The following is a 20,693-nucleotide window of genomic DNA, read 5'->3' as shown; positions in this document are numbered from 1 at the left end:
TAACGAGCCGCTGAATCTCGCTCGTGCCCTCGCCAATAGTCATCAGCCGCGTGTCGCGGTACATGCGCTCGACCTCGAACTCGCTGCTGTAGCCATAGCCGCCGTGAATCTGGATGGCGTTGCGGCAGACGCGCTCGCTAACCTCGGTGGCGAAGAGCTTGGCCATAGAGGCCATCTGGCTATAAGGCCGGCCCAACCCTTTCAGCCAGGCCGCCTTGCGAACCATCAGCCGGGCGGCCTCGATCTCTGTCGCCGCGTCGGCCAGCATCCACTGGATGGCCTGGAAGTTGGCGATTGGCTCGCCGAACGCCTCGCGCTCCCGGGCATACTTCAGCGCCTCCTCGTAAGCCGCCTGGGCCAGCCCGAGGGCCAGCGCGCCGATGCCCACGCGCCCGCTGTCGAGCGTCGCCAACGTCTGCGCCAACCCGCGCCCCTCGACGCCGAGTAGATTCTCGCGCGGCACGCGCACCTCGTCAAAGGTGACGGCATGCGTCGGTGAGCCGTGCAACCCCATCTTCTTCTCCGGCGGGCCGATGTTGATACCGGGCGTATCGGACGGAACCAGGATGTGGCTCAGGCTGCTGCTGCCGCCGTTGGAGTTGGTGCGGCAGAGGACGACCATCAGGTCGGAGATGGAGGCGTTGGTCATCCACATCTTGCTGCCGTCGATGATCCAGGAGTCGCCCTCGGCCGTGGCGCGCGTCTTGACGCCCCCTTTCAGGTCGGAGCCGGCCCCCGGCTCAGTCAGGCTGAGGCAGGCCAGCTTGCCCTGGCCGCTGGTCAGCCGCGGCAGCCAGGCGCGCTTCTGCTCCTCCGTACCATAGGCGACCAGCGGCCCGAGGCCCAGCCCGTTGTGAGCGGCAATCGCCAGCGCCGTGGAGCCGCAGCCCCAACCCAGTTCTTCAATGACGATGGCGACGCTGATGGCATCGAGCGCCGCGCCGCCGTACTCCTCCGGCACTTCCAGGCCCAGCAGACCCAGCGGCCCCATCTTGCGCACCGCCGGCCAGTTGAATTCGCCAGTTTCGTCCGTATGCCGGGCGCGCGACCGCAACTCGGCGGCCACAAAGTCGTGCACCACCTCGCGCAAAGCGCGTTGTTCAGGATTGAGTTCGAATTCCATTGGTTCCTCCCTTTCTAGCGGTCAGTGGTTATGGATTGGTATTGCCACCGCTCACTTCTCACTTCTTACTGACTACTGACCATTGCCCACTGAAACTACCCCGCCGCCGCCAGCACCGTCAACAATAATTGCCCTAACCCGGCCGGCAGGTTTGTCACGTCGATGTACTCGTCCGGCCGGTGCGAATTGCCAGAGTGTGTCAGGCCCAGACAGACAGCCGGGAAGCCCCGGCTCAGTGGCACGTTGGCGTCGGTGCTGCTCATGATGTAGCGCACGTCGGCGCAGCCGACGGCCCGCAGCGCGGCCTCGGCGTGGCTCACGATGGGTGTGGCACGCGGGATCGACCCGGCCGGGCGGTCGCCGACCTGCTCGGTGGTGATGCGCACCCCGCTTCCCTGGGCGGCGTGCTGGCGGTTGGCGGCGCGGATCAAGTTCTGCACCTGGCCCACCAGGCGGCCTAGCGCCTCTGGCTCCTCCGAGCGCAGGTCGAGCCACAACTGGGCGAAGTTGGCGATGGAGTTGACCGACAACCCGCCCTCGATGATGCCCACGTTGTAGGTCGTCTTGGGCGCGGCCGGCACTTCCAGATCGTCGATGGCGGTGATGAGGCGGCCCAGAACGTGAATGGCGCTGGCCGCGCCGAAGCCGCCCCAGGAGTGGCCGCCCGGCGCGGTCACGGCGACCCGATAGCGGCGGACGCCAACGGCCTGGTGGGTAAGCTGCCCATACAGCCCACCTTCGACGACGAGATAGACCGCCCGCCCATCGAACTTGCGCACCACGGCGCGCATGCCGCGCAAATCGCCCAGCCCCTCCTCCCCCACGTTGGCGACGAGGTAGATATCGGCCGCGTGCGACAATTGGCGCTCCACCAGCGTCCGGCCCAGCCACAACAGCCCACCCAGTCCCGTCGAGTTGTCGCCGATGCCCGGGCCATAGAGCATCGCTCCATCCCGCCGCGTCGCCAGATCCGTCTCAGCCGGGAAGACAGTGTCCAGATGGGCCGAAACGATGAGTGGCGGGCGGCCGGGATCGTTGCCGGGCAGACGCGCATAGACGTTGTGCAGCGCGTCTCGCGTCACGCGCAGATCGTCGCCCGCGATCGCCTGGAACTGCTCAGCCATGTAGGCCGAACGATGCACCTCGGCGAAGGTCGGCGACGGGATTTGTTGAATGCGGATGATCTGCTCCAGGATGGCGTCCAATTGGTCGTGGGCCGCGCTGAGGGCGGCGCGCACGGCCGGCTGTTGGGCAAGGTCGGTGACGTGGTTCATTGCACCCGAAAAGCTTCGAAAGCGGGGATCAAGCGCGCGGGTAGGCGACCAAAAAGACGCACCCCTTCACCGGTGTGCTCTTCCTGATCCACCTGCCCCCGCTCATAGAAGAGCGACAGCAGGTCACCCCGCTCGTAGGGGATGAGCGCCTGGATGGGTTGCAGCAGCCGGACCATGGTGGCCTCGATCAGGATCAGTAACTCGTCCAGCCCTTTCCCGGTACGGGCGGAGACCAAGACCGACGGCGCGGCCAGTTCGATGCCGTCGAGTACGTCGGTAGTTTTCAGCAGGTCGGCCTTGTTGAGAGCGATGACCATCGGCAGGTGGTCGGCTTCCAGTTCGGCCAGGGTATCTTCCACGGCATCGATCTGGGCCAACGCCTGGGGGTGGGTGATATCGACCACGTGTAGCAATAGGTCGGCGTCGCCGATCTCCTCCAGGGTGGCGCGGAAAGCGGCCACGATCTGCGTCGGCAATTTCTGGATGAAGCCGACCGTGTCGGTGAAGAGTAGTTCGCGGCCGCCAGGCATGTTGACCTTGCGCGTCGTCGGGTCGAGCGTGGCGAAGAGCATGTCGGCTGTCAGCACGTCGGCCCCACTGAGCTTGTTCAGCAGGGTGGACTTGCCGGCGTTGGTATAGCCGACAATCGCCACGACTTGAAGCTCGGTCTGCTGGCGTTTGGAACGGTGGCGCTCGCGGTGGGCGCGGACGGCCTCCAGATCCTCGCGGATCTGGGCCATGCGCCGGCCGATCTCCCGCCGGTCGGTTTCCAGCTGCGTCTCGCCGGGGCCGCGCAAGCCGACGCCGCCCGTCGCGCCGCCGGCCCGGCCGCCCGCCTGCCGCGCCAGGTGCGTCCACATGCGCGTCAGCCGCGGCAGCCGGTACTCCAATTGGGCCAGTTCAACCTGAAGCTTGCCCTCGCGCGTCTGGGCGTGCTGGGCAAAGATGTCGAGGATGAGCGCCGTCCGGTCGATTACCTTCACGTCTTCGCCGAAGAGGGCTTCCAGTTCGCGCTGGTGGCGGGGCGAAAGCTCATCGTCGAACAGGACAACGTCGGCGTCCAACTCCTCGACCAGCAGCTTAACCTCTTCCACCTTGCCCGAGCCGATGTAGGTGGCGCTGTTGGGCTTGTCGAAGCGCTGGTAGGTCTGGCCGACCACGTCGATGCCGGCCGTGTCGGCCAGCCGGGCCAGTTCCTCCAGGCTCTCTTCCACGGGCAGAAGCGCCTCACTGTCGTGGGTCTCCGCGCCCACCATGAACGCTCGCTCGCGCGGGGGCGCTGTTTCATATGTTTTGCTTGCCGTAAGACTAACCTCCGTTTGGAAGCCTCCACAGATTTCACAGATGACACAGATTCTCAGAAATAATCTGTGTCATCTGCGAAATCTGTGGAGGCCCTTTCTAATCGAGCAGCCCGACGACCTGGAGGGCGCGCGGATGCTCGACCTGATAGTCGTAGCGAATGATCTTCTTCTCGGCCGGGGCCAGGTCAATCTGCCACTTCAGGATATGCAGATCGGTCTGCTCCACCGGTTCCGGCGCGACGCGGTCGAGGCGCACCTTGATCTGGTCGTGGCGCGAGACCGGGTACTGATCCTGCACGGTGACGCGGGCGGGCGTGGACAGCAGGTTCTCCAGCTTGATCTCGTAGCCGTAAACGACCTGCCGTACGTCGCGCAACAGCCGCTTGTCCACCTCGCGACGCACCAGTTCGCGCTTGACGGTGACGCGCTCCTCTACGCCCAGGATGAGCTCAATCTCGGCGCCGGTGGGCGTGTACTCCAGCCGGTTCTGGCCGATGTACTCGTCGCCGGCATAGAGGCTGGCCGGGCCGGGCAACAGCGGCGCGGCCGTCGTATTGTTGAACTTTGCCCGACGGTAGACGGCATCGGTGTGGCGGGGCACGGCCAGAAAGTCCAGTTGCGGCGTCAGATCGTGCTGGCCGATGGTCGTCTTGTACGGCGTCCCGTCGCCGGGAATGTCCACACTGCCGGAGACGGCGAACGAGACGGCCGTGCCGCTGTCCTGCACCTCAGCCACTTCGACCTCGACCGGCGCTTCCCGGATTGGGGCCATCATCATCGCCGCCGGCGCGGCGTCCGCGGCGGCGCTCTCCATCGCGAAATCTTGCCTGGCCGCGGCCGCCTTGGCGTGGGCCATGCGCGGCAGGGGCTGTGGTGGGTGAGGCACGTCCACAAACCACGGTTTGAGTTCCGGCACGCGCTGGTTGAGCGCCGGCCGGGCCGTCGAGACGCTCAGGCGCACATCGCTCCAGTCCTGGCCGGTGTTCTGGACGATCTCGGCCAGCGCCGTGACGGCCACCCGCCCGCCAGCGCGGCCGCCAGACGGCTCCAGCAGGCGGATGTCGTAGAGCGGCCGCCAGCCGGTGCGTCCTCCGGCGGCCTGGCCGACGACATAGGTGATCTCCGGCTCAAAGCTGCCGGCCGAGAGCGCCTCGACCTCCAGCCGGGTCTCGTAGCGCTGGCGGGGCCGGGCTGCGCGCAACTGATCCAGTTCGGCCTGAAGCTTGGCCAGTTGCTCCTTCAGGTCACGCTGCTCCGTGTCCAGCGCCCGCAGGTCGCCGCGCAGCCGGGCGTCTTCCTCCTCGAAGAAGCGCATCAGGTTGGCCTGATTCTCCACCGTGCTGCGCCCGCGAGCCAACCCCCAGGCGTACTCCGTGGTCGCCTCGCGTAAGCCGTCCAGATGGTCGATGGATGCCTGCTTGACCGCCTGGCGATCGTCGAGCGCCTGCAACTCGTCTTGCAGCTTCTCGATCTGGGCTTCGAGCGCCTGAACGTTGGCCGCCGGGGTTTGGGCGTAGTGACGGCGGTGAACGTCCACGCTGCGCAGGCGCACTCGGGCCGTCCCCGCGCCTGCCGCCCGCACCGATTCCGGCTCCAGCGCCAGCGGCAACTCGCCGATGACGATCTGATGGAGTCCTTCGGGCAGTTCGCACCGGCCACGACACGTCACGCGCGCCCGGTCGGGATAGACGGCAACGGCGGTGATAACTGTTTCGACTGGGATTTCCATTGGTCGCTTGCTCCGGTTGCTAGTGGTCAGTAGTCAGTAGATCAGTATTCAGTAGGTCAGTATTCAGTGGTCGTTGGTCGTTAAGTCGTTAGTAATCTGTGGTCGATCACCGGACTGTGGCCTGTCGTCCGTTGTCTGTCATCTGCTGTTAGTACGTTCTCCCCTGGTCCCCCGCACCTCAGCTCCCCTGCTCTTGCGGAAGAGCATAACGCACCCCATGTTCCCGCGCAAAACGGCGCAGGGCAGTTAGGGCGCGCTCGGCATACTGCCGGCCGCGCTCCTCCTTGCCCGGCTTGCCGGCCAGCGGCGGCAGGATGCCAAAGTTGGCCTTCATCGGCTGGAAGTCGCGTACGGCAGTGTGGGTGACGTAGTGGCAGAGCGCGCCGAGCATAGTCGTCGGCGGCAGGATGAGCGGGTGACGGCCGCTGAGCAGCCGGGCGGCGTTGACGCCGGCCAGCAGCCCCGTGCCCGCGTTGCCGACGTACCCCTCGACGCCGACGATCTGTCCGGCGAAGAAGAGGTCGGCCCGGTTGCGATACTGGAGCGTCGGCTGGAGCATGGCCGGGGCGTTGACGTAGGTGTTGCGGTGCATCATCCCGTAGCGGGCGAACTCCGCCCCCTCCAAACCGGGGATGAGCCGCAGCACGCGCTTCTGGTCGCCCCACTTCAAGTTAGTCTGGAAGCCGACGATGTTGTAGAGCGAGCCAATGAGATTATCCTGGCGCAACTGGACGACGGCATAGGGCCGCCGGCCGGTGCGCGGGTCGGTCAGCCCGACCGGCCGCATGGGGCCATAGGCCAGCGCTTCACGCCCCCGCTCGGCCAATACCTCGACGGGCATGCACCCCTCAAAGAAATGAGGGTCTTCGCGCTCGAACTGCTTGAGCGCGATCCGCTCGGCGGTGGTCAACGCCTCATAGAAGGCATCGTACTCCTCGCGCGTCATCGGGCAGTTGATGTAGTCCCCCTCCTCCTGCTCGCCGCGGTCGTAGCGCGACTGGCGAAAGGCGACAGAGAGGTCGATGCTCTCGGCGTGGACGATGGGCGAGACGGCGTCGTAGAAGTAGAGGTACTCCTGGCCGGTCAGGCCGGTCAGGCTGCGCGTCAGCGCGGGTGAGGTCAGCGGCCCGCTGGCGATGATGGCCGGCGCGTCGGGAATGGCCGTCACCTCTTCATGCACCAGGCTGATGCGCGGATGGGCGGCGACGCGCTCACTGACCAGCCGGGCGAACGCCTCGCGATCGACAGCCAGCGACGAGCCGGCGGGCACGGCCGTCTCGCCAGCGCAAGCCAGAATGAGCGAGCCCAGGCCGCGCAGTTCCGTCTTCAGCAGCCCCGACGCTTTGTGCGGCAGGTCGGAGCCAAGCGAGTTACTGCACACCAGTTCGGCCAGCCACGCTGTCTCGTGGGCGGGTGTCGTCTGGCCGGGGCGCATCTCGTAGAGGCGCACGTCGAGGCCCAGTTCGGCGGCCTGCCAGGCCGCCTCGCTACCCGCCAGCCCGCCGCCGACGACGATGAGTTCCTGAGTCATGACAAGATTCTATCACACCCCGTCCGTGGCGCGATTTGGCGGGCGATGAAAGAATGGGACGCAGATGGACGCTGATTTTTCGCTGATTGGCGAAAATCAGCGCCAAAATCAGCGTCCCATTCTTGTAAATCGCGCTGCCGGCTCAACAAAACTGCTATAATCGGCCGACTTTAGCGCATACAGGACAGACGAATTGATGCACCCAACCGTTACCGTTCCCGACGAGCATGGCAAGTTCGGCCCCTATGGTGGGCAGTTTGTGCCGGAGACGCTGATGCCGGCCCTGGAAGAGTTGATCGCCGCCTACGACGAGGCGCGGCGCGACCCGGCGTTCGTGGCCGAGTTCGACAACCTGCTGCGCACCTACGTCGGCCGGCCGTCGCCGCTGACTTACGCCCGCCAGTTGTCGGCCAGGCTGGGCGGGGCGCAGATCTACTTCAAGCGGGAAGACCTCAACCACACCGGAGCGCACAAGATCAACAACGCCCTGGGCCAAGCCCTGCTCGTCAAGCGCATGGGCAAGCGGCGCGTCGTGGCCGAGACGGGCGCGGGGCAACATGGCGTGGCTTCGGCTACGGCGGCGGCCTTGCTGGGGCTGGAGTGCGTCGTCTACATGGGCGAGGTAGACATCGCGCGGCAGCAGCCCAACGTCTACCGCATGCGGCTGCTGGGCGCGGAGGTGCGTCCGGTCGCCTCGGGCAGCCGGACGTTGAAGGACGCTATCAACGAGGCCATCCGCGATTGGGTGACCAACGTCGCCACGACCCACTACCTGCTCGGCTCGGTGCTCGGCCCCCACCCCTACCCGATGATGGTGCGCGACTTCCAGCGCGTGATCGGCGACGAGGCGCGCGAGCAAGTCCTGGCGACCTGCGGCCGGCTGCCGGACGCCATCGTCGCTTGCGTCGGCGGCGGCAGCAACGCCATGGGCATCTTCCACGCCTTCCGTGACGACGAGGGCATCGACCTGATCGGCGTCGAGGCCGGCGGCGAGGGCATCGTCGGAGGGCGGCACGCAGCGCGGTTCGCCGACCCGGACGTGGCGCGCGTGGGCGTGCTGCACGGCACGAAGAGCTACGTCATGCAGACGGCCGATGGGCAGATCAGGGAGACCCACAGCATCAGCGCCGGGCTGGACTACCCCAGCGTCGGCCCGGAACACGCCTGGCTGCGCGACCAGGAGCGCGCCTTCTACACCTACGCCACCGACGAAGAGGCGCTGGCCGCCTTCCACGAACTGGCGCGCACCGAGGGCATTATCCCCGCCCTGGAATCGGCCCACGCCGTCGCCGAAGCCATCAAGCGCGCCCCTACCATGCGGCCGGATCAGATATTGCTGGTCAATTTGAGCGGACGGGGAGATAAAGACCTGGACGCAGTGATCAGTAGGTCAGTGGGTCAGTAGGTCAGTACAGTTGCATGACTGACCTACTGACCTACTGCTTACTGACCAACTTCCCCTGCAACCGCTGCAGCCGGTGCAGCAGTTCCACGCGGGCCAGGCGAGTGTTGGGGGTAAGTGGGCGGCGGTCGAGCAGGGTTAGCGCCCGCTGCGTCCACTCGACCGCAGTGGGGATGTCGCGCTCATGCCACTCGTAGTGCTTCGCCAGTTCGACGTGGGCGGTCACGTCGCCGCCGCTGGTGACGGCGATCTGCTGCCAGACGACGACCGCCTCCGCGCGCCGGCCGGTCGCCTTGAGCAGCTCCCCCAACCGGTGCAGCGCCAGATGGTACGCCTCCAGCGGCAGATCGGCATCGAGCGAAGCCCGCAACGACTGCTCAGCCAGATCGCGCAGCCCCAGGTCGGCCTGCCAGTGAGCCAGACTGACCTGATCCATTGCTTCGTCACAGCGCGAGTCGGCCAACTGCCGGAAGATGCGCGCCGCCAGCGTGACCATGGAGAGCATGTCCATCTGGTTGTGGTAGAAGACGCGGGTCAACTCGCGGGCGTCGCCGGTGCGCAGGTATTGGTAGTAGAGCGACGGGATAAGCCAGCCGGGCGCGTCCTCTTCCGTGCGGCGCAGACCCAACAAGTTCTGTTCCAGCGCGCTCAGCGCGCAGGAGCCGAGCCGCGCCCGGTAGAGGCGGCGGGCCGGCGGCAGCAAGTCGATGTGCGGCAGATCGGGCAGTCGGCTGCGCAGCCGGTTCATCACGTAACGATTGTCCAGCAAGGGCACGTCGAAGGAACGGCCGTTGAACGTGACCAACCCCGCCTTGCTCGCCACGAGTTCATCCAACTGCCGGAGCATCGCCAACTCGTCGCCGTGGTCGCGCAAGAAGTATTGGCGGACAACGAACGCATCCGGCTCCGGCGCGCCCGGTCGCGACTCGAAGAAGGCCACACCGACCATGAAGGCCAGCGTCCCCGCCCCGGCCAGACCGGTTGTCTCGGTATCCAGGAAGAGAAAGTCGCGGAAGTCAAAACGGCTGACCAAGGACAGCCCCACCCGACTATCCGGCAGATAGCGGGCGGCCACATCCGGCCGGGCGACCAGCAGATCGGCCAGCGCGTCCGGGCCGTGGCGGTGCTGAACGGGATAGACGCGATCGATGACGAAACAACCTCCGTCGTCCGTCTCGACCACGCGCCCGCCGGGCAACAAGTGCTCCAGCAGCGGCGGCGCGTCGTTGGTAGCCAGGCGATTCATCGCCGTTCCGACCCCAGCCGTGACGCTCGGTGGCCGCAACTGCCGCGCCCCCTTCACTACGCCCAGCCGGCGCAGCCGCGAAAGAACCTCCTCGTTCATTTGTTCGATTGTACGTGCGCCCCCCCTTGCCGACAAGAGGGAATTCACAGTGCGCTACCTTTTCTGCCCCTTCGGCATTACAATAGACGCCATTATGGGCGCAGATAATCCGTTTTTCCATCGTGGGGCCATTCGTCGCGTCGAAGACTTCGTCGGTCGAGAGACGGAGATCAACCAGATATTGGGGCTATTGCGCAACGGTCAGAGCGTCTCGCTCATCGGCCCGCGCCGCATCGGCAAAAGCTCGCTCCTCCTGCATCTCTCTCATCAATCGGTGCGCGCCTCCTTCCAGCTAGACGCGCCACACGCCCTGTTCGTCATGCTTGACTGCCAGGAAATGGCCGGTTCGCCGCCGGAAGAGGTGTACGAGCTTCTATTCGAGGGCCTGATGGGGGCGGCTGAGGAAGCGGGCCTGTCCTTGCAGGCCGCCGAGCAGCCAGGCACTTACCGCGCGCTCGACCGGGCGCTGCAACAGGTCTATCAGCATGGCATCGGCGTGGTCGTGCTACTCGACGAATTCGAGCTATTGGCTGCCAATCAACACCTGACCCCCTACTTCTTCGCCCGGCTGCGCGGCCTGACCACCAAGTACGGCCTGGCTTTCCTGACCGCCAGCCAGCGGCCGTTGTTCGCCATCACCGCCGAGGAGGAAGTCCTCAGCTCACCTTTCTTCAACATCTTCGTCACCGTGCCGCTGGGCCTGTTCAGCGAGACCGAGTCCCGCCACCTGTTCGGCCAACGACTGGCGCGCACCACAGTCACTTTTTCGGAGGAACTCACCCGCTATCTGCTGTGGCTGGTCGGGCGACACCCCTTCTTCCTGCACATCGGCGGCTACCACGCCGTACAAGCGCTCGACGCCGAGGAACGATTGAGCCTGAGCAACCCGTCATCGACGCGGTTCGAGGCGCTCGACGGCCCCATCGAGGTCGAAGCGGAGTCGCACCTCGGCTACCTGTGGCAGAATCTCGCCCCGGACGAACAGCACGTTCTGGCTATCGCCGACGGCCCCATCGAGAGTCTGCGGCAGTTGGAACAACAATGCCTGCTCGAACGGCTCGATGGCGAGTACCGCTACAGCAGCGAGATATTGCGCCGTTACGTCCGCCGCCAACAGGTTCCCGGGCTGGTGCAAGCCGGCCCATTCGTCATCGACGAACAACGCCACCAGGTCTGGGGCGACGGGCGCGAATTGAACCTCACCACGTCCCAATTCAGTATCCTCGTGCGACTCTGCCAGCATGCCGGCCAGGTCGTGCGCGGCGAAGATTTGGAGATGACGGTCTGGGGTGACGTACTGGTTGATGATCCCGACCGCCTCAAGACGCTCATCAAGCGCCTGCGCCGGGCAGTCGATCCGCTGGGCAACTGGATCGTGAGCGAGCGCGGCGTGGGTTACGCGTTGCGCCCGCCGGAAGGGGGCTAGGCGCACGGTGTTCTGCCAGCGAGCCATCGTCGCTCGCGCTCATTTCCAGACAAACCCTTGATCCCTCACGTTCGTAGCCAGGCGATTCATCGCCGTTTTGCGGGGCGCAGGCACAGCAGGGCAGCAGCAACAGTCCTGCTCGGCCTCCTCAGCCTGGCGTTCGCGCTGTTGACCGGCGCGCCCTCAGCCTCGGCCCAGAACGGCTCTTCGAGCTACTGGCAATACGCCGCCTCGACCCGGCTCGATTCCGTTGAACTGGCCGATATCAACCGGGATGGCGTCGATGAGCTGCTGGTTCTTGACGAGAGCGGCCGGCTGTCGCTCCTCTCGGCTGCCGGGCAGCAGGCATGGTCTTTTCTAAGCCCTAACCCCGTTTCGGCCGTTGGCGCGGTTGACGTCTTTGGCGGGCCGGAGCTAGAAATCGTGCTGGCGGGCAGCAGCGACCTGGCGCTACTGGATAGCGACGGCGACGAGTTGTGGCGCATACCCATCGTGGCGGCTACCAACCCCGCCGCCATCGCTGCCTACGATTATCAGGCCGACGGGCGCGACGAGATCCTGATCTTGCTCGGCTCCGGGACACTTCTCGTCTACGACGGCGCGGGAAATCAGGTCTGGCAGTTTGCCGGACAGGACGACGCGACGGCCAACGCCAACCCGCGAATGCTCGTAGCCGACTTTGACCAGGACGGCTTCAACGAGATCGCCTTGAGCGTCTTCACGCCGCGCCGGTTCAGCCAATTGCTGTATCTGGACGATGGGGTCGAGCAGTGGCGGCAGTCCATCTCGCGCCGCATCACCACCCTGGCCGAAGCGCCCTTCGGCCCCGGCATCGACATTGCCGTTGGCACCAACTTCGGCCAGATCGACCTCTATACCGCCGATGGTGAGCGCGTCTGGTTCCGCACGGTCAACCGGCCGGTCACAGCGCTGGCCTTCGCTGAACTGGCCCAAGGCCCGTCGCTGGCCGTGGGCACGGCTTCGGGCAGCGTCGTCGCTTTCTCCCGGGAAGGACGCCGCTTATGGGCCAGCAACCTGGCCCAGGATGCCGACCGCCAGCTATTGGCGCTGTTGCCGGCCGGCGGCAGTGCCAGCATCGTTCCGACGCCCCTGGCCGCCATCCTGGAGCCGATCTCGGAGTCCAGCGAGTTGGCCGACGTGCTCCTGTTGGGCAACAACGGGCAAACGTTGGCCAAGCTCAACGACACCGATCTGCCCGACCTCACCCGGCTGATCGACGTCAACCGGGACGGCCATTACGAGCTTCTGCTGGCGCGGTTCGCCACTCTGCAACTGATCGGCCTGGGGATCGGCGACAGCGAGTACGTTCAGGAGTGGCAATATGCTCTGGACGCCAGCCCCACGGCCATCCTTGTAACCGATCTGGATGAGGATGACGAGGATGAGGTCGTCATCGGCACGCGCGACGGCCGGCTGCACAGCCTTAGCGTAGACCACACCATTCGCTGGCTGAACGCGCCGGGCGAGGAGATCGCCTTCCTGGGGCGCGTGCGCTACTCCCTGAGCGATCCGCCCCGCGTCGCTGTAGTACGGCGCCAGCGGGCCGCCGAGGACGCGCCGGCCGGGGAACCGCGCGCGGCCAGTTGGCTGGAGCTGCGCGAATCCTCCGGCGAACGGCTGTGGGAGATCGTGCTGCCGGGGGAAGTGACCGCTCTGGCGATCGATGACTTCGCCGGCGTGGCGCAACCCTCCATCCTTATCGGCGCGCATGACGGGCATGTGGGCGCCTATGATTTCGACGGGAAGCCTCTCTGGCAATATGACCTTCCCGAATTGGAAGGGGGCGTCCGACAACTTATCGTTTACGGCCACGGCAGCGAAACTCCCGATCAGGTTCTTGTCGTCGGCGCGCAAGACCTGTACGCGCTGACACCGTCTGGAGACAGCGTCTTCGCCATGCACCTGGCCTCTTATGCGCAGCCCGTCCACGTCGTGTTCGCCGTCCACCAGTCAGACACACGCGAGTTGGCCGTCAGGCTGGTGGTGCTACTCGAAGACGGCGCGGTTCACGCCCTCAACTGGCGAGGCATCGAGATGGGGCAGTGGAAGTGGCCCATCCAACTCAACGGGCGGCCCACGGCTGTCGACGCCTCGGGCGATGGAGCCATCGAAGCTTTCCAGGAAAACGTGACCGCCTTCCTGGTAGCGACCGATAGCGGTTCACTGGAACAGCTAACCGTAGTTGACGGCCAACCGGCGACCCCGTGGCAACTGGACGGGCTAGGTCTCGTTCAGGCTGTCGATTGGGACGATCTGGACAAGGATGGACAGCCGGAAACGGGTCTGGTTGGCACGCGCGACGGCGATCTGTGGCTCTACCAACAACTGCACACGCGCACGCCGCGGCGCGTCCTCGACTTGCCACTGGCCAGCGGCGTCTTCAGCGTATCGCTCCTGAAACGCGCCTCCAGCCAGTCCCCCGATCTGCTGGCCATCACGCAGAACGGCTTGCTGCGTCTCTACCGCGAGGAGGAGAACCGGCCGCCCCTGCTGACGCAGCCGACGGTCGAAGCGGAACAGGGACAATCCGCTGGAGTCTACACCATCGGCGTCGTCGTGAAAGATGTGGAGAGTGATACCGTCGCCGTCCGGCTGGAGTTGCAGGACGCCTCCGGCGAATGGCAACCCGCGGGCGAACAGCAGCTCGCGTCAGGCAATGGCCCCCTCTTCTGGCCGACGGTCAATGTTCCCATGGACGCGGATCAGGTGCGATACCGCTTCCGCTACAGTGATGGCTTTTACAGCGGCTACCTGACGCCGCCCGATGGGCCGGAAGTCGTGGCCGGCCCCCTGACCAACAGGCTGGCCCCCGTGCTGTTCGCCGTGGTGGGCATGGTGGCGGCCGTGGGCGTGGTGGGCTTCGTCCGCCAATCGCGCACGCCCGCGGCGCAGGCCGGCCGCTTCCACCGCCGGCTGGCGCAGCAGCCGGAGGAGACGCTGTCGCTACTGGAGCAACGCTACCAGTCCGTCAACGGCTCGCCCGACTTTCTGCTGCAACTGGCGAATCGCGCGCGCCAGGCAGGCGACTCCAACGTGGCTAACCTGGCCGACGGGCTGTTCCTGCTACCGAACCGCCCCCAGGCCGGGCTGTCCATCATCACGCGCACGCTGGACGACAGCGCGGCGGCTGGCAGCCCCTGGGCCGGGCTGTCACGCCAACGCTCGACCTACCGGATGTGTCAGGCGCTCCTGGAAGCGCCCTCCATCACCGAGCTTGCCCTGCTGCGCCCGCAACTCGTCCATCTCATTAACACTGACGAGCAGCGCTGGCCTTTCCTGGAAAGCCTGCTGCCGGTAATGACCAACATGCGCGATAGCGAGCGCGTGGATTCCGTGGAAGACCGGCTGGTTTACCTGAACCAGGCGGTGGTGCGTCTGCGCCAGGTACAGGATCAACTGGCCGAGTCGGAGCCGAGCATTGAGCGTACGTTGGTGCGCGCCATCGGCCGGCGCTGGAGTGGGTTGTTGTCGGCCGAGATCGAGGAGCAGCGCGGGCGCGCCGAGCTAGAGATGTCGCTCAAGACCAAGCGCCTGGCGCCTAACGGCCAAACACACGTGGCTCTGGAAATTCGCAACACCGGTCGCGCCGCGGCCGAGAATGTTGTGGCCACGCTGGATGAAAACCCGGCCTACCGGGTGCATAGCGCTCCGCAGGTCATCCCGTTCCTGCCGTCCGGTCGCTCGCGCGAAGTCCGCTTCCTGATCGAACCGCAGGCCGAGGCGCGCTTCCGCGTGGGCCTGTCGCTGACCTACGACGACCGCAACCGGCGGGAGAAGACGGCCGCCTTTGGCGATATGGTCTACCTGCTGCCACCCGTGCGTGAATACACACCCATCGCCAACCCCTATCTGCCGGGCACGCCGTTGCGCAAGGATAATCCTCTGTTTGTTGGCCGGGAGGAGTTGTTCAACTTCATTGCCGAGCACAATAGCGCCCCGATTGTCACCAATGGCGCGCCAGCCTTGCGAAACGCGCCGGAGCAGGGAAGCGGGGGCAACGGGGAGCCAGGGGAAAAGCTGAACGGACGAGGGCCTGGTGATGGCATGCAGACGCAGCGCAACGTGCTGATGCTGGTCGGCCAGCGGCGCACGGGCAAGACGTCGATCTTGCTGCGACTGGAAGAGTATCTGCCGGCGCAAATCTTACCGGTCTACATCGATTGCCAATCGCTCGGCGTCTCGCCCGGCATGCCCTCACTCCTTCAGGAGTTCGCCTGGCACATCGCCGACACGCTTGGCGCGCGCGACCTGGTCTGCCCCGTGCCGGAGTTCGCCGCCTGGCAGGCCGACCCTACCCGAGTCTTCCAGCGTGAGTTTTTACCGGCCGTGCGCGCCTTGATGCCGGCTGGCTCGACGTTGCTCCTGGTGTTCGATGAATTTGAGGCGTTCGAGTCGATGGTGGCCGACGGCATCCTGCCGCGTACTTTCTTCCCGTACATGCGCCATCTGATGCAGCACAGCCCGGGGCTGGGATTCCTCTTCGTCGGCACGCGCCGGCTGGAAGAGATGAGCGCCGACTATTGGTCGGTGCTATTCAACATCGCTCTCTACCGCAAGATCGATTTCCTGAGCGAGGCCGCCGCCATTCGCCTGATCGGTGAGCCGGTCGCGCCGCACATCATCTACGATGACCTGGCCATCGACAAAATCCTGCGGGTCACCGCCGGTCACCCCTACTTCCTGCAATTGGTGTGCTATACCCTGGTCAAACAGGCCAACCAGCAGAAGACGGGCTACGTCACCATCTCCGATGTCAACGTGGCGCTGGATGAGATGTTGCGGCTGGGCGAGGTACACTTCGCCTACCTGTGGCAGCGCTCCTCCCACAGCGAGCGGGCCGTGCTGGCCGCCGCGGCGCACCTGATGGATCGCAACGAACCCCTCCACCCGGAGGCGTTCATCGACTACCTGCGCTCATACAGCATCGAACTCGACCCCACTGAGGCCACCAACGCGCTGAATCTGCTCGTCGCGCGTGACATCATGCGCGAAGTGACCGAAGAGGGTAAAGCGCTCTATGAGTTGCGGATCGGCCTCGTCGGCCTGTGGGTCGCCCAGAACAAGAGTCTGAGCAAGCTGCTGGCCCACCCGGAGTAGGGGCTAGGGGTAGGGACTAGGGACTAGCGAAGTTTGCTCTTCGCTAGTCCCTAGCCCCTAGTCCCTGATTTCTTTAGGCCGCCAGATGCCGGTGAGTTCGTAGTGGCCGGTCAACTTCAGCTCGCGCCAGGCGGCGATGGGCAGGCGGACGCAGGCCAGGGTCGCAGTAGACATGCGTTCCTCTATGCTACTCAACTCGGCCACCAACTCTTCGATGTCCGGATTGTGGCCGACCAGCATCAGGCGTTGCACCGCGTCATCCGTGGTTCGCGCCACGTCCACGTAAGTTTCCGGATCGGCCAAATAGAGGTCGCGGGTGTAGCGTATCTCGCCCGGATAGCCGGCCGCCTCCGCCACCAATTGCGCCGTCGTCGCCGCCCGTGTCGCCGACGAGGCGACGATCTGATCGGGCACGAGGTCGAGCGTCCTCAGCAGCCGGCCCATGCGCGGCGCGTCCCGGCGCCCGCGTTCGTTGAGCGGCCGATCATGGTCAGCCAGGGCATCGTTGCCCCAACTCGACTTGGCGTGGCGCAGAAGGAGTAGGAGCTTCATTCGTCAAGAGGCAGTCGGTGAGCAGTAAGCAGTGTCAGTATATTATGGTCTTCCACTGCTTACTGTTTACCGTTTACTGATCACTGACCACCCTCAAAGCTCGTCCGCCGAATTAATAATCTTCCCCACCAACCCGTAATCCAGCGCTTGCTGGGCCGACATCCAGAAGTTGCGGTCGGTGTCTTCTTCCACCTTCTCGATGGGTTGCCCGGTCTGGGCGGCGAAGATCTCGTTGAGGCGGCGGCGCATCTTGATGATCTCCTGCGCCTCAATGGCGATGTCAGTCGCCTGGCCGCTCGCGCCGCCGGCCGGCTGGTGCAGCAGGAAGCGCGTGTTGGGCAAGCTATAGCGGTTCTCACGCTCGGCCGCGGCGTAGATGAGCGCCCCGGCGCTGGCTACCCAGCCCGTGCCGATCACCTTCACCGGCGACTGGACGAAGCGGATCATGTCGAAGATCGTGTCGCCGGACTCCACGTGACCGCCAGGGGAGTTGATGAAGATGCGGATCTCGTCCTGCGACTCGGCGTCCAGGATAAGCAGGCGCTTGGTGATGTCCATCGCCACCACCATGTTGATCTCGCCATAGACCAGGATGGTGCGATTCTTCAACAGCCGGTCGTCCACCGATCCGGCCCCGTCGTGCTTCTCCTTGGGCTTCCCGTCCTCGTCGGGTTCCTCGCCCGGCTCGACCGGTTCGATCTCCGGCGGGAACTCCTCTTCATCGTCGTCATCGTCATCCAGCATGGGGTAGTCCCACGGGTGTCTCGTCATGTGTGTCTCTCCTACCATAGGGACTAGGTTCTAGGGGCTAGGGTAAGAACGCTCTTACCCTAGCCCCTAGAACCTAGAACCTAGTCCCTAATCATTAACGTCGCAAATTCGAAAACGCCTTCATCCCCGGATACACCGCGGCATCGCCCAGGTCTTCCTCGATGCGCAGCAGTTGGTTGTACTTCGCCACGCGGTCGCTGCGGGCCGGCGCGCCGGTCTTGATCTGCCCGGCGTTGAGGGCCACGACGAGGTCGGCCACGGTCGCGTCTTCCGTCTCGCCGCTGCGGTGGGAGACGACGGCCGTCCAGCCGTTGAGCTGCACCAGCTTGACCGAATCAATGGCCTCGGTTAGCGTGCCGATCTGGTTGACCTTGCACAGCAGGCTGTTAGCCGCCTTGCGGTCCAGCGCGGTTTGGATGCGCTTGACGTTCGTCACCAGCAGGTCATCGCCCACGATCTGGAGCCGGTCGCCCAGCCGCTCCACCATGAGCGCCCAGTTGTCCCAGTCATCCTCGTGCAAGCCGTCCTCGATGGAGATGATCGGGTACTTATCGACCCAGGACTCCCAGAAGTCGACCATCTCGCGGCCGGTCAGCGTCTTGCCCTCGACCTTCAGGTGGTACTTGCCGTCCTCGTAGAACTCCGACGCGGCGGGGTCCATGGCCAGCATGATCTGCTCGCCGGGGGTGTAGCCCGCCTCGCGGATGGCTTCCAGGATCAGGTCGAGCGCCTCACTATTGGCCGACACGCGCGGCGCGAAGCCGCCCTCGTCACCTACCGTCGTGCCATAGCCCTTCTTGCTGAGCACCTTCTTCAGGCTGTGGTAGATCTCGACGCCCCAACGCAACCCCTCGCGGTAGGTGGGTGCGCCAATGGGCATGACCATGAACTCCTGCATGTCGGTCGCGCCGGCGGCGTGCTTGCCGCCATTCATGATGTTCATCATCGGCACGGGCAGCGTCCGCCCCGTCACGCCGCCCAGATAGCGGTAGAGCGGCAACTCCTGGCTGGCCGCCGCGGCGTGGGCCACGGCCAGCGACACGCCCAGCAACGCATTGGCGCCCAAGCGGCTCTTGTTCTCCGTCCCGTCCAGTTCGATCATGGCGTGGTCGATGCCGATCTGATCGGTGGCGGCCCAACCGACGATGGCCTCGGCGATCTCTTCGTTGACCGCGTCCACCGCCTGCAAGACGCCCTTGCCGCCATACCGCTTCTTGTCGCCGTCCCGCTTCTCCCACGCCTCATGCACGCCGGTGGACGCGCCGGAGGGAACCATGGCGCGCCCAGATGCGCCGTCGTATAGCGTCACTTCCACTTCAACCGTCGGGTTGCCGCGCGAATCGAGAACCTCGCGCGCATGTACGGACTCGATGTAATCCATGATCTACTCCTTGTGCAGAAAGAAAGCCACAGGTCACAGGCTGTCTAGGTAGCCCCATGACCGGCTTACCGGGATGAACTGTAGCCTCTCCAGATGGGTTTGTAAACACGCTCAAAAGCGCTTGCGGCGATCCAGACTATACTGAATGTGACTGCTTCCCGCAAGCATCGGCAGGTCTGATCAGCCGGGAATAAGGGCTGGATGTGCCCCGCTTGCGCCGCCAGAGACGCGGCGTTATAACTGCGCCGCTATGACAAGAGACGCGCGCCGTGGGGGCAGCGCCGAGTTGTTCGGGCTGTGGCAGGACGTGCTCGGCGATCTTCAGGATGTCTTCGACGTCCACTTTGTCTGCGCCACCTTCTCCTATCACGTGGCGCGACACGCCGGCGCGGGCGCGCTGGTGGCCGTGTGTGACGTGGAGGCCAAGTGCTACGACATCTGGATCACGGACCCCACCGGCCGCACGACGCAGCAGCGCTGGGCGCACGAAGAGGCAGGGTTGGAAGCCCTGTTGGCCCGCACGGAGCCGGCCCATCTGGATAAGTTTGAGCAGCCGGCGGCCGAGGTGCTCGGTGGCCGGTTGTGGCTGTTGGCGCGCGATAGCCTGTTGATCGCCCCCCTGCCCGGCGGTGAACGCCCCTACAACGCCTCGCCGCCGACCTTGCTGGCGCTGCTCGACCCGCCTCCGGATGGCCGCTTCGACGGGCGCACACTCCACGAGGTGACCCGTCTCATGTGCGTCTTCCTGGATCGCGCCGCGCTGCGCCAGGACTCCGATCGGCGCGCGCTGGAGTTCGCTGTCATCAGCGACATCAGCCGCGCCCTCAGTTCGACGCTCAACATCCAGCAGATCTATGAGTTGCTCACCGGCCCCATCCGGCAGACGTTGAACGTGGAGACGCTCTCCATCGGTCTTATCGAGCCGGTGACGGGCGACATCGTCTTTGTGGAGAAGCTCTTCGGGCCGATGTTCGAACGTCTGCCGCCCGTCCGGCTGAAGCGAGGCCAGGGCATCGCCGGCTGGGTGGCCGAACACAAAGAGCCGGTCATCATCACCGACGCCTATGCCGACCGCCGTTTCTTCTCCGGCGTAGACCGGCGTTCCGGCTTCCGCACTCACTCGATGATCTGTATCCCGCTCCAGGTGGACGAACGCACCATCGGCGTCTTGCAGGCGATTAACCGCCAATTCGGCAAGTTCAGCGAGCACGACCTGCAACTCATGCAAGCGCTCTGCGGGCCGCTGGCGGCGGCCATCGAGAATGCCAACCTGCACGCCGACGTACTGGCCGAGAAACGACGGGTGGAAACGCTCTTCGCCAGCATGTCGGAAGGGTTGATCACCGTCAACCGCGACGGCATCATCACCCGCGCCAATAGCGCCTTCGCCTCCCTGGTTTACAGCGAGGTGGACAGGCTCATCGGCAGCCCACTCCAGGAGTACATGCGCCTGAAGAAGGGGGATATTGACGATCTGATCGGTCGCATCCTCTTCGGGCCGGATGCCAACGTCCAGTTGGCGACGGACGTATTGCGCGACGACGGGCGCGCACTGCCGGTGCTGATCAGCGGCGCGTCGGTACACGAGGAGTTGGGCGACGCAGCCGAGGCGATTCTTGTCTTCAGCGACCTGACCCAGATCCGCGAAGTGGAGCGCATGCGCGACGACCTGTTCCAGGGCATCATCCACGAGTTGCGCACGCCGCTGGCGACAATCCTGATGTACTCCCGCCTCCT

The 20,693-nt window shown here is 65.2% G+C and carries 13 protein-coding genes; 4 read left to right on the top strand and 9 right to left on the bottom strand.

The window, feature by feature from the left end:
* From ACE3UY_RS02580 to trmFO, 5 genes are all read right to left on the bottom strand, one after another.
* Positions 1-1,123: acyl-CoA dehydrogenase family protein (locus ACE3UY_RS02580; RefSeq protein ID WP_374685990.1), on the bottom strand; the 1,123-nt coding region annotated here is incomplete at its 3' end.
* Positions 1,124-1,218: 95 nt separating this feature from the next.
* Complete coding sequence (locus tag ACE3UY_RS02575; protein ID WP_374685989.1) at positions 1,219-2,397, bottom strand: M20/M25/M40 family metallo-hydrolase; 1,179 nt, start codon at positions 2,395-2,397, stop codon at positions 1,219-1,221.
* Positions 2,394-3,653, bottom strand: a complete 1,260-nt coding sequence (hflX, locus tag ACE3UY_RS02570; protein ID WP_374685988.1) for a GTPase HflX — start codon at positions 3,651-3,653, stop codon at positions 2,394-2,396. The genes ACE3UY_RS02575 and hflX overlap by 4 nt, the downstream gene beginning before the upstream one ends.
* Positions 3,654-3,798: 145 nt before the next feature.
* The gene (locus ACE3UY_RS02565) at positions 3,799-5,430 is read right to left on the bottom strand and encodes a mucoidy inhibitor MuiA family protein (protein WP_374685987.1); all 1,632 of its coding nucleotides are present in this window, start codon (positions 5,428-5,430) and stop codon (positions 3,799-3,801) included.
* A 178-nt stretch (positions 5,431-5,608) separates the two neighbouring features.
* Positions 5,609-6,961 carry a methylenetetrahydrofolate--tRNA-(uracil(54)-C(5))-methyltransferase (FADH(2)-oxidizing) TrmFO gene (trmFO, locus tag ACE3UY_RS02560; RefSeq protein WP_374685986.1) on the bottom strand — a complete coding sequence of 451 codons (1,353 nt, stop codon included), beginning with the start codon at positions 6,959-6,961 and terminating at the stop codon, positions 5,609-5,611.
* Positions 6,962-7,157: 196 nt separating this feature from the next.
* On the opposite strand from trmFO, the gene trpB reads away from it, so the two are divergent.
* Positions 7,158-8,366, top strand: a complete 1,209-nt coding sequence (gene trpB / locus ACE3UY_RS02555; RefSeq protein ID WP_374685985.1) for a tryptophan synthase subunit beta — start codon at positions 7,158-7,160, stop codon at positions 8,364-8,366.
* Between the two features lie 31 nt (positions 8,367-8,397).
* Here trpB and ACE3UY_RS02550 read toward each other — a convergent pair whose 3' ends face one another.
* Positions 8,398-9,708, bottom strand: coding sequence for a ribonuclease H-like domain-containing protein (locus ACE3UY_RS02550; protein WP_374685984.1), 1,311 nt, complete (start codon positions 9,706-9,708; stop codon positions 8,398-8,400).
* 94 nt (positions 9,709-9,802) lie between these two features.
* On the opposite strand from ACE3UY_RS02550, the gene ACE3UY_RS02545 reads away from it, so the two are divergent.
* Both ACE3UY_RS02545 and ACE3UY_RS02540 read left to right on the top strand, forming a co-directional pair.
* Positions 9,803-11,134 carry a winged helix-turn-helix domain-containing protein gene (locus tag ACE3UY_RS02545; RefSeq protein ID WP_374685983.1) on the top strand — a complete coding sequence of 444 codons (1,332 nt, stop codon included), beginning with the start codon at positions 9,803-9,805 and terminating at the stop codon, positions 11,132-11,134.
* 57 nt (positions 11,135-11,191) lie between these two features.
* Positions 11,192-16,252, top strand: coding sequence for a PQQ-binding-like beta-propeller repeat protein (locus ACE3UY_RS02540; RefSeq protein WP_374685982.1), 5,061 nt, complete (start codon positions 11,192-11,194; stop codon positions 16,250-16,252).
* Positions 16,253-16,309: 57 nt separating this feature from the next.
* Here ACE3UY_RS02540 and ACE3UY_RS02535 read toward each other — a convergent pair whose 3' ends face one another.
* From ACE3UY_RS02535 to eno, 3 genes are all read right to left on the bottom strand, one after another.
* Positions 16,310-16,804, bottom strand: coding sequence for a histidine phosphatase family protein (locus ACE3UY_RS02535; protein ID WP_374685981.1), 495 nt, complete (start codon positions 16,802-16,804; stop codon positions 16,310-16,312).
* 93 nt (positions 16,805-16,897) lie between these two features.
* A complete protein-coding gene (locus tag ACE3UY_RS02530; protein WP_374685980.1) occupies positions 16,898-17,575 on the bottom strand; it encodes an ATP-dependent Clp protease proteolytic subunit in 678 nt (225 codons plus the stop codon).
* 94 nt (positions 17,576-17,669) lie between these two features.
* Positions 17,670-18,956: a phosphopyruvate hydratase gene (gene eno, locus ACE3UY_RS02525; RefSeq protein WP_374685979.1), complete on the bottom strand. Its 1,287-nt coding sequence runs from the start codon at positions 18,954-18,956 to the stop codon at positions 17,670-17,672.
* A gap of 250 nt (positions 18,957-19,206) precedes the next feature.
* Here eno and ACE3UY_RS02520 point away from each other — a divergent pair.
* Positions 19,207-20,693 (top strand): GAF domain-containing protein (locus ACE3UY_RS02520; RefSeq protein WP_374685978.1); only part of this gene is annotated, 1,487 nt, incomplete at its 3' end.

It is taken from the genome of Promineifilum sp. (SeqCode) (assembly GCF_041918635.1).
Taxonomy (GTDB): domain Bacteria; phylum Chloroflexota; class Anaerolineae; order Promineifilales; family Promineifilaceae; genus Promineifilum.
Note: the sequence above shows the minus strand (reverse complement) of the source record. Positions and strands in the feature narration are given on the sequence as shown.

Coding starts and splice junctions, on each gene's coding strand:
- ACE3UY_RS02530 (WP_374685980.1), bottom strand. CDS start 17,575: ATGACGAGACACCCGTGGGACTACCCCATGCTGGATGACGATGACGAC.
- ACE3UY_RS02565 (WP_374685987.1), bottom strand. CDS start 5,430: ATGGAAATCCCAGTCGAAACAGTTATCACCGCCGTTGCCGTCTATCCC.
- hflX (WP_374685988.1), bottom strand. CDS start 3,653: ATGGTGGGCGCGGAGACCCACGACAGTGAGGCGCTTCTGCCCGTGGAA.
- trpB (WP_374685985.1), top strand. CDS start 7,158: ATGCACCCAACCGTTACCGTTCCCGACGAGCATGGCAAGTTCGGCCCC.
- ACE3UY_RS02550 (WP_374685984.1), bottom strand. CDS start 9,708: ATGAACGAGGAGGTTCTTTCGCGGCTGCGCCGGCTGGGCGTAGTGAAG.
- ACE3UY_RS02575 (WP_374685989.1), bottom strand. CDS start 2,397: ATGAACCACGTCACCGACCTTGCCCAACAGCCGGCCGTGCGCGCCGCC.
- ACE3UY_RS02535 (WP_374685981.1), bottom strand. CDS start 16,804: ATGAAGCTCCTACTCCTTCTGCGCCACGCCAAGTCGAGTTGGGGCAAC.
- eno (WP_374685979.1), bottom strand. CDS start 18,956: ATGGATTACATCGAGTCCGTACATGCGCGCGAGGTTCTCGATTCGCGC.
- trmFO (WP_374685986.1), bottom strand. CDS start 6,961: ATGACTCAGGAACTCATCGTCGTCGGCGGCGGGCTGGCGGGTAGCGAG.
- ACE3UY_RS02545 (WP_374685983.1), top strand. CDS start 9,803: ATGGGCGCAGATAATCCGTTTTTCCATCGTGGGGCCATTCGTCGCGTC.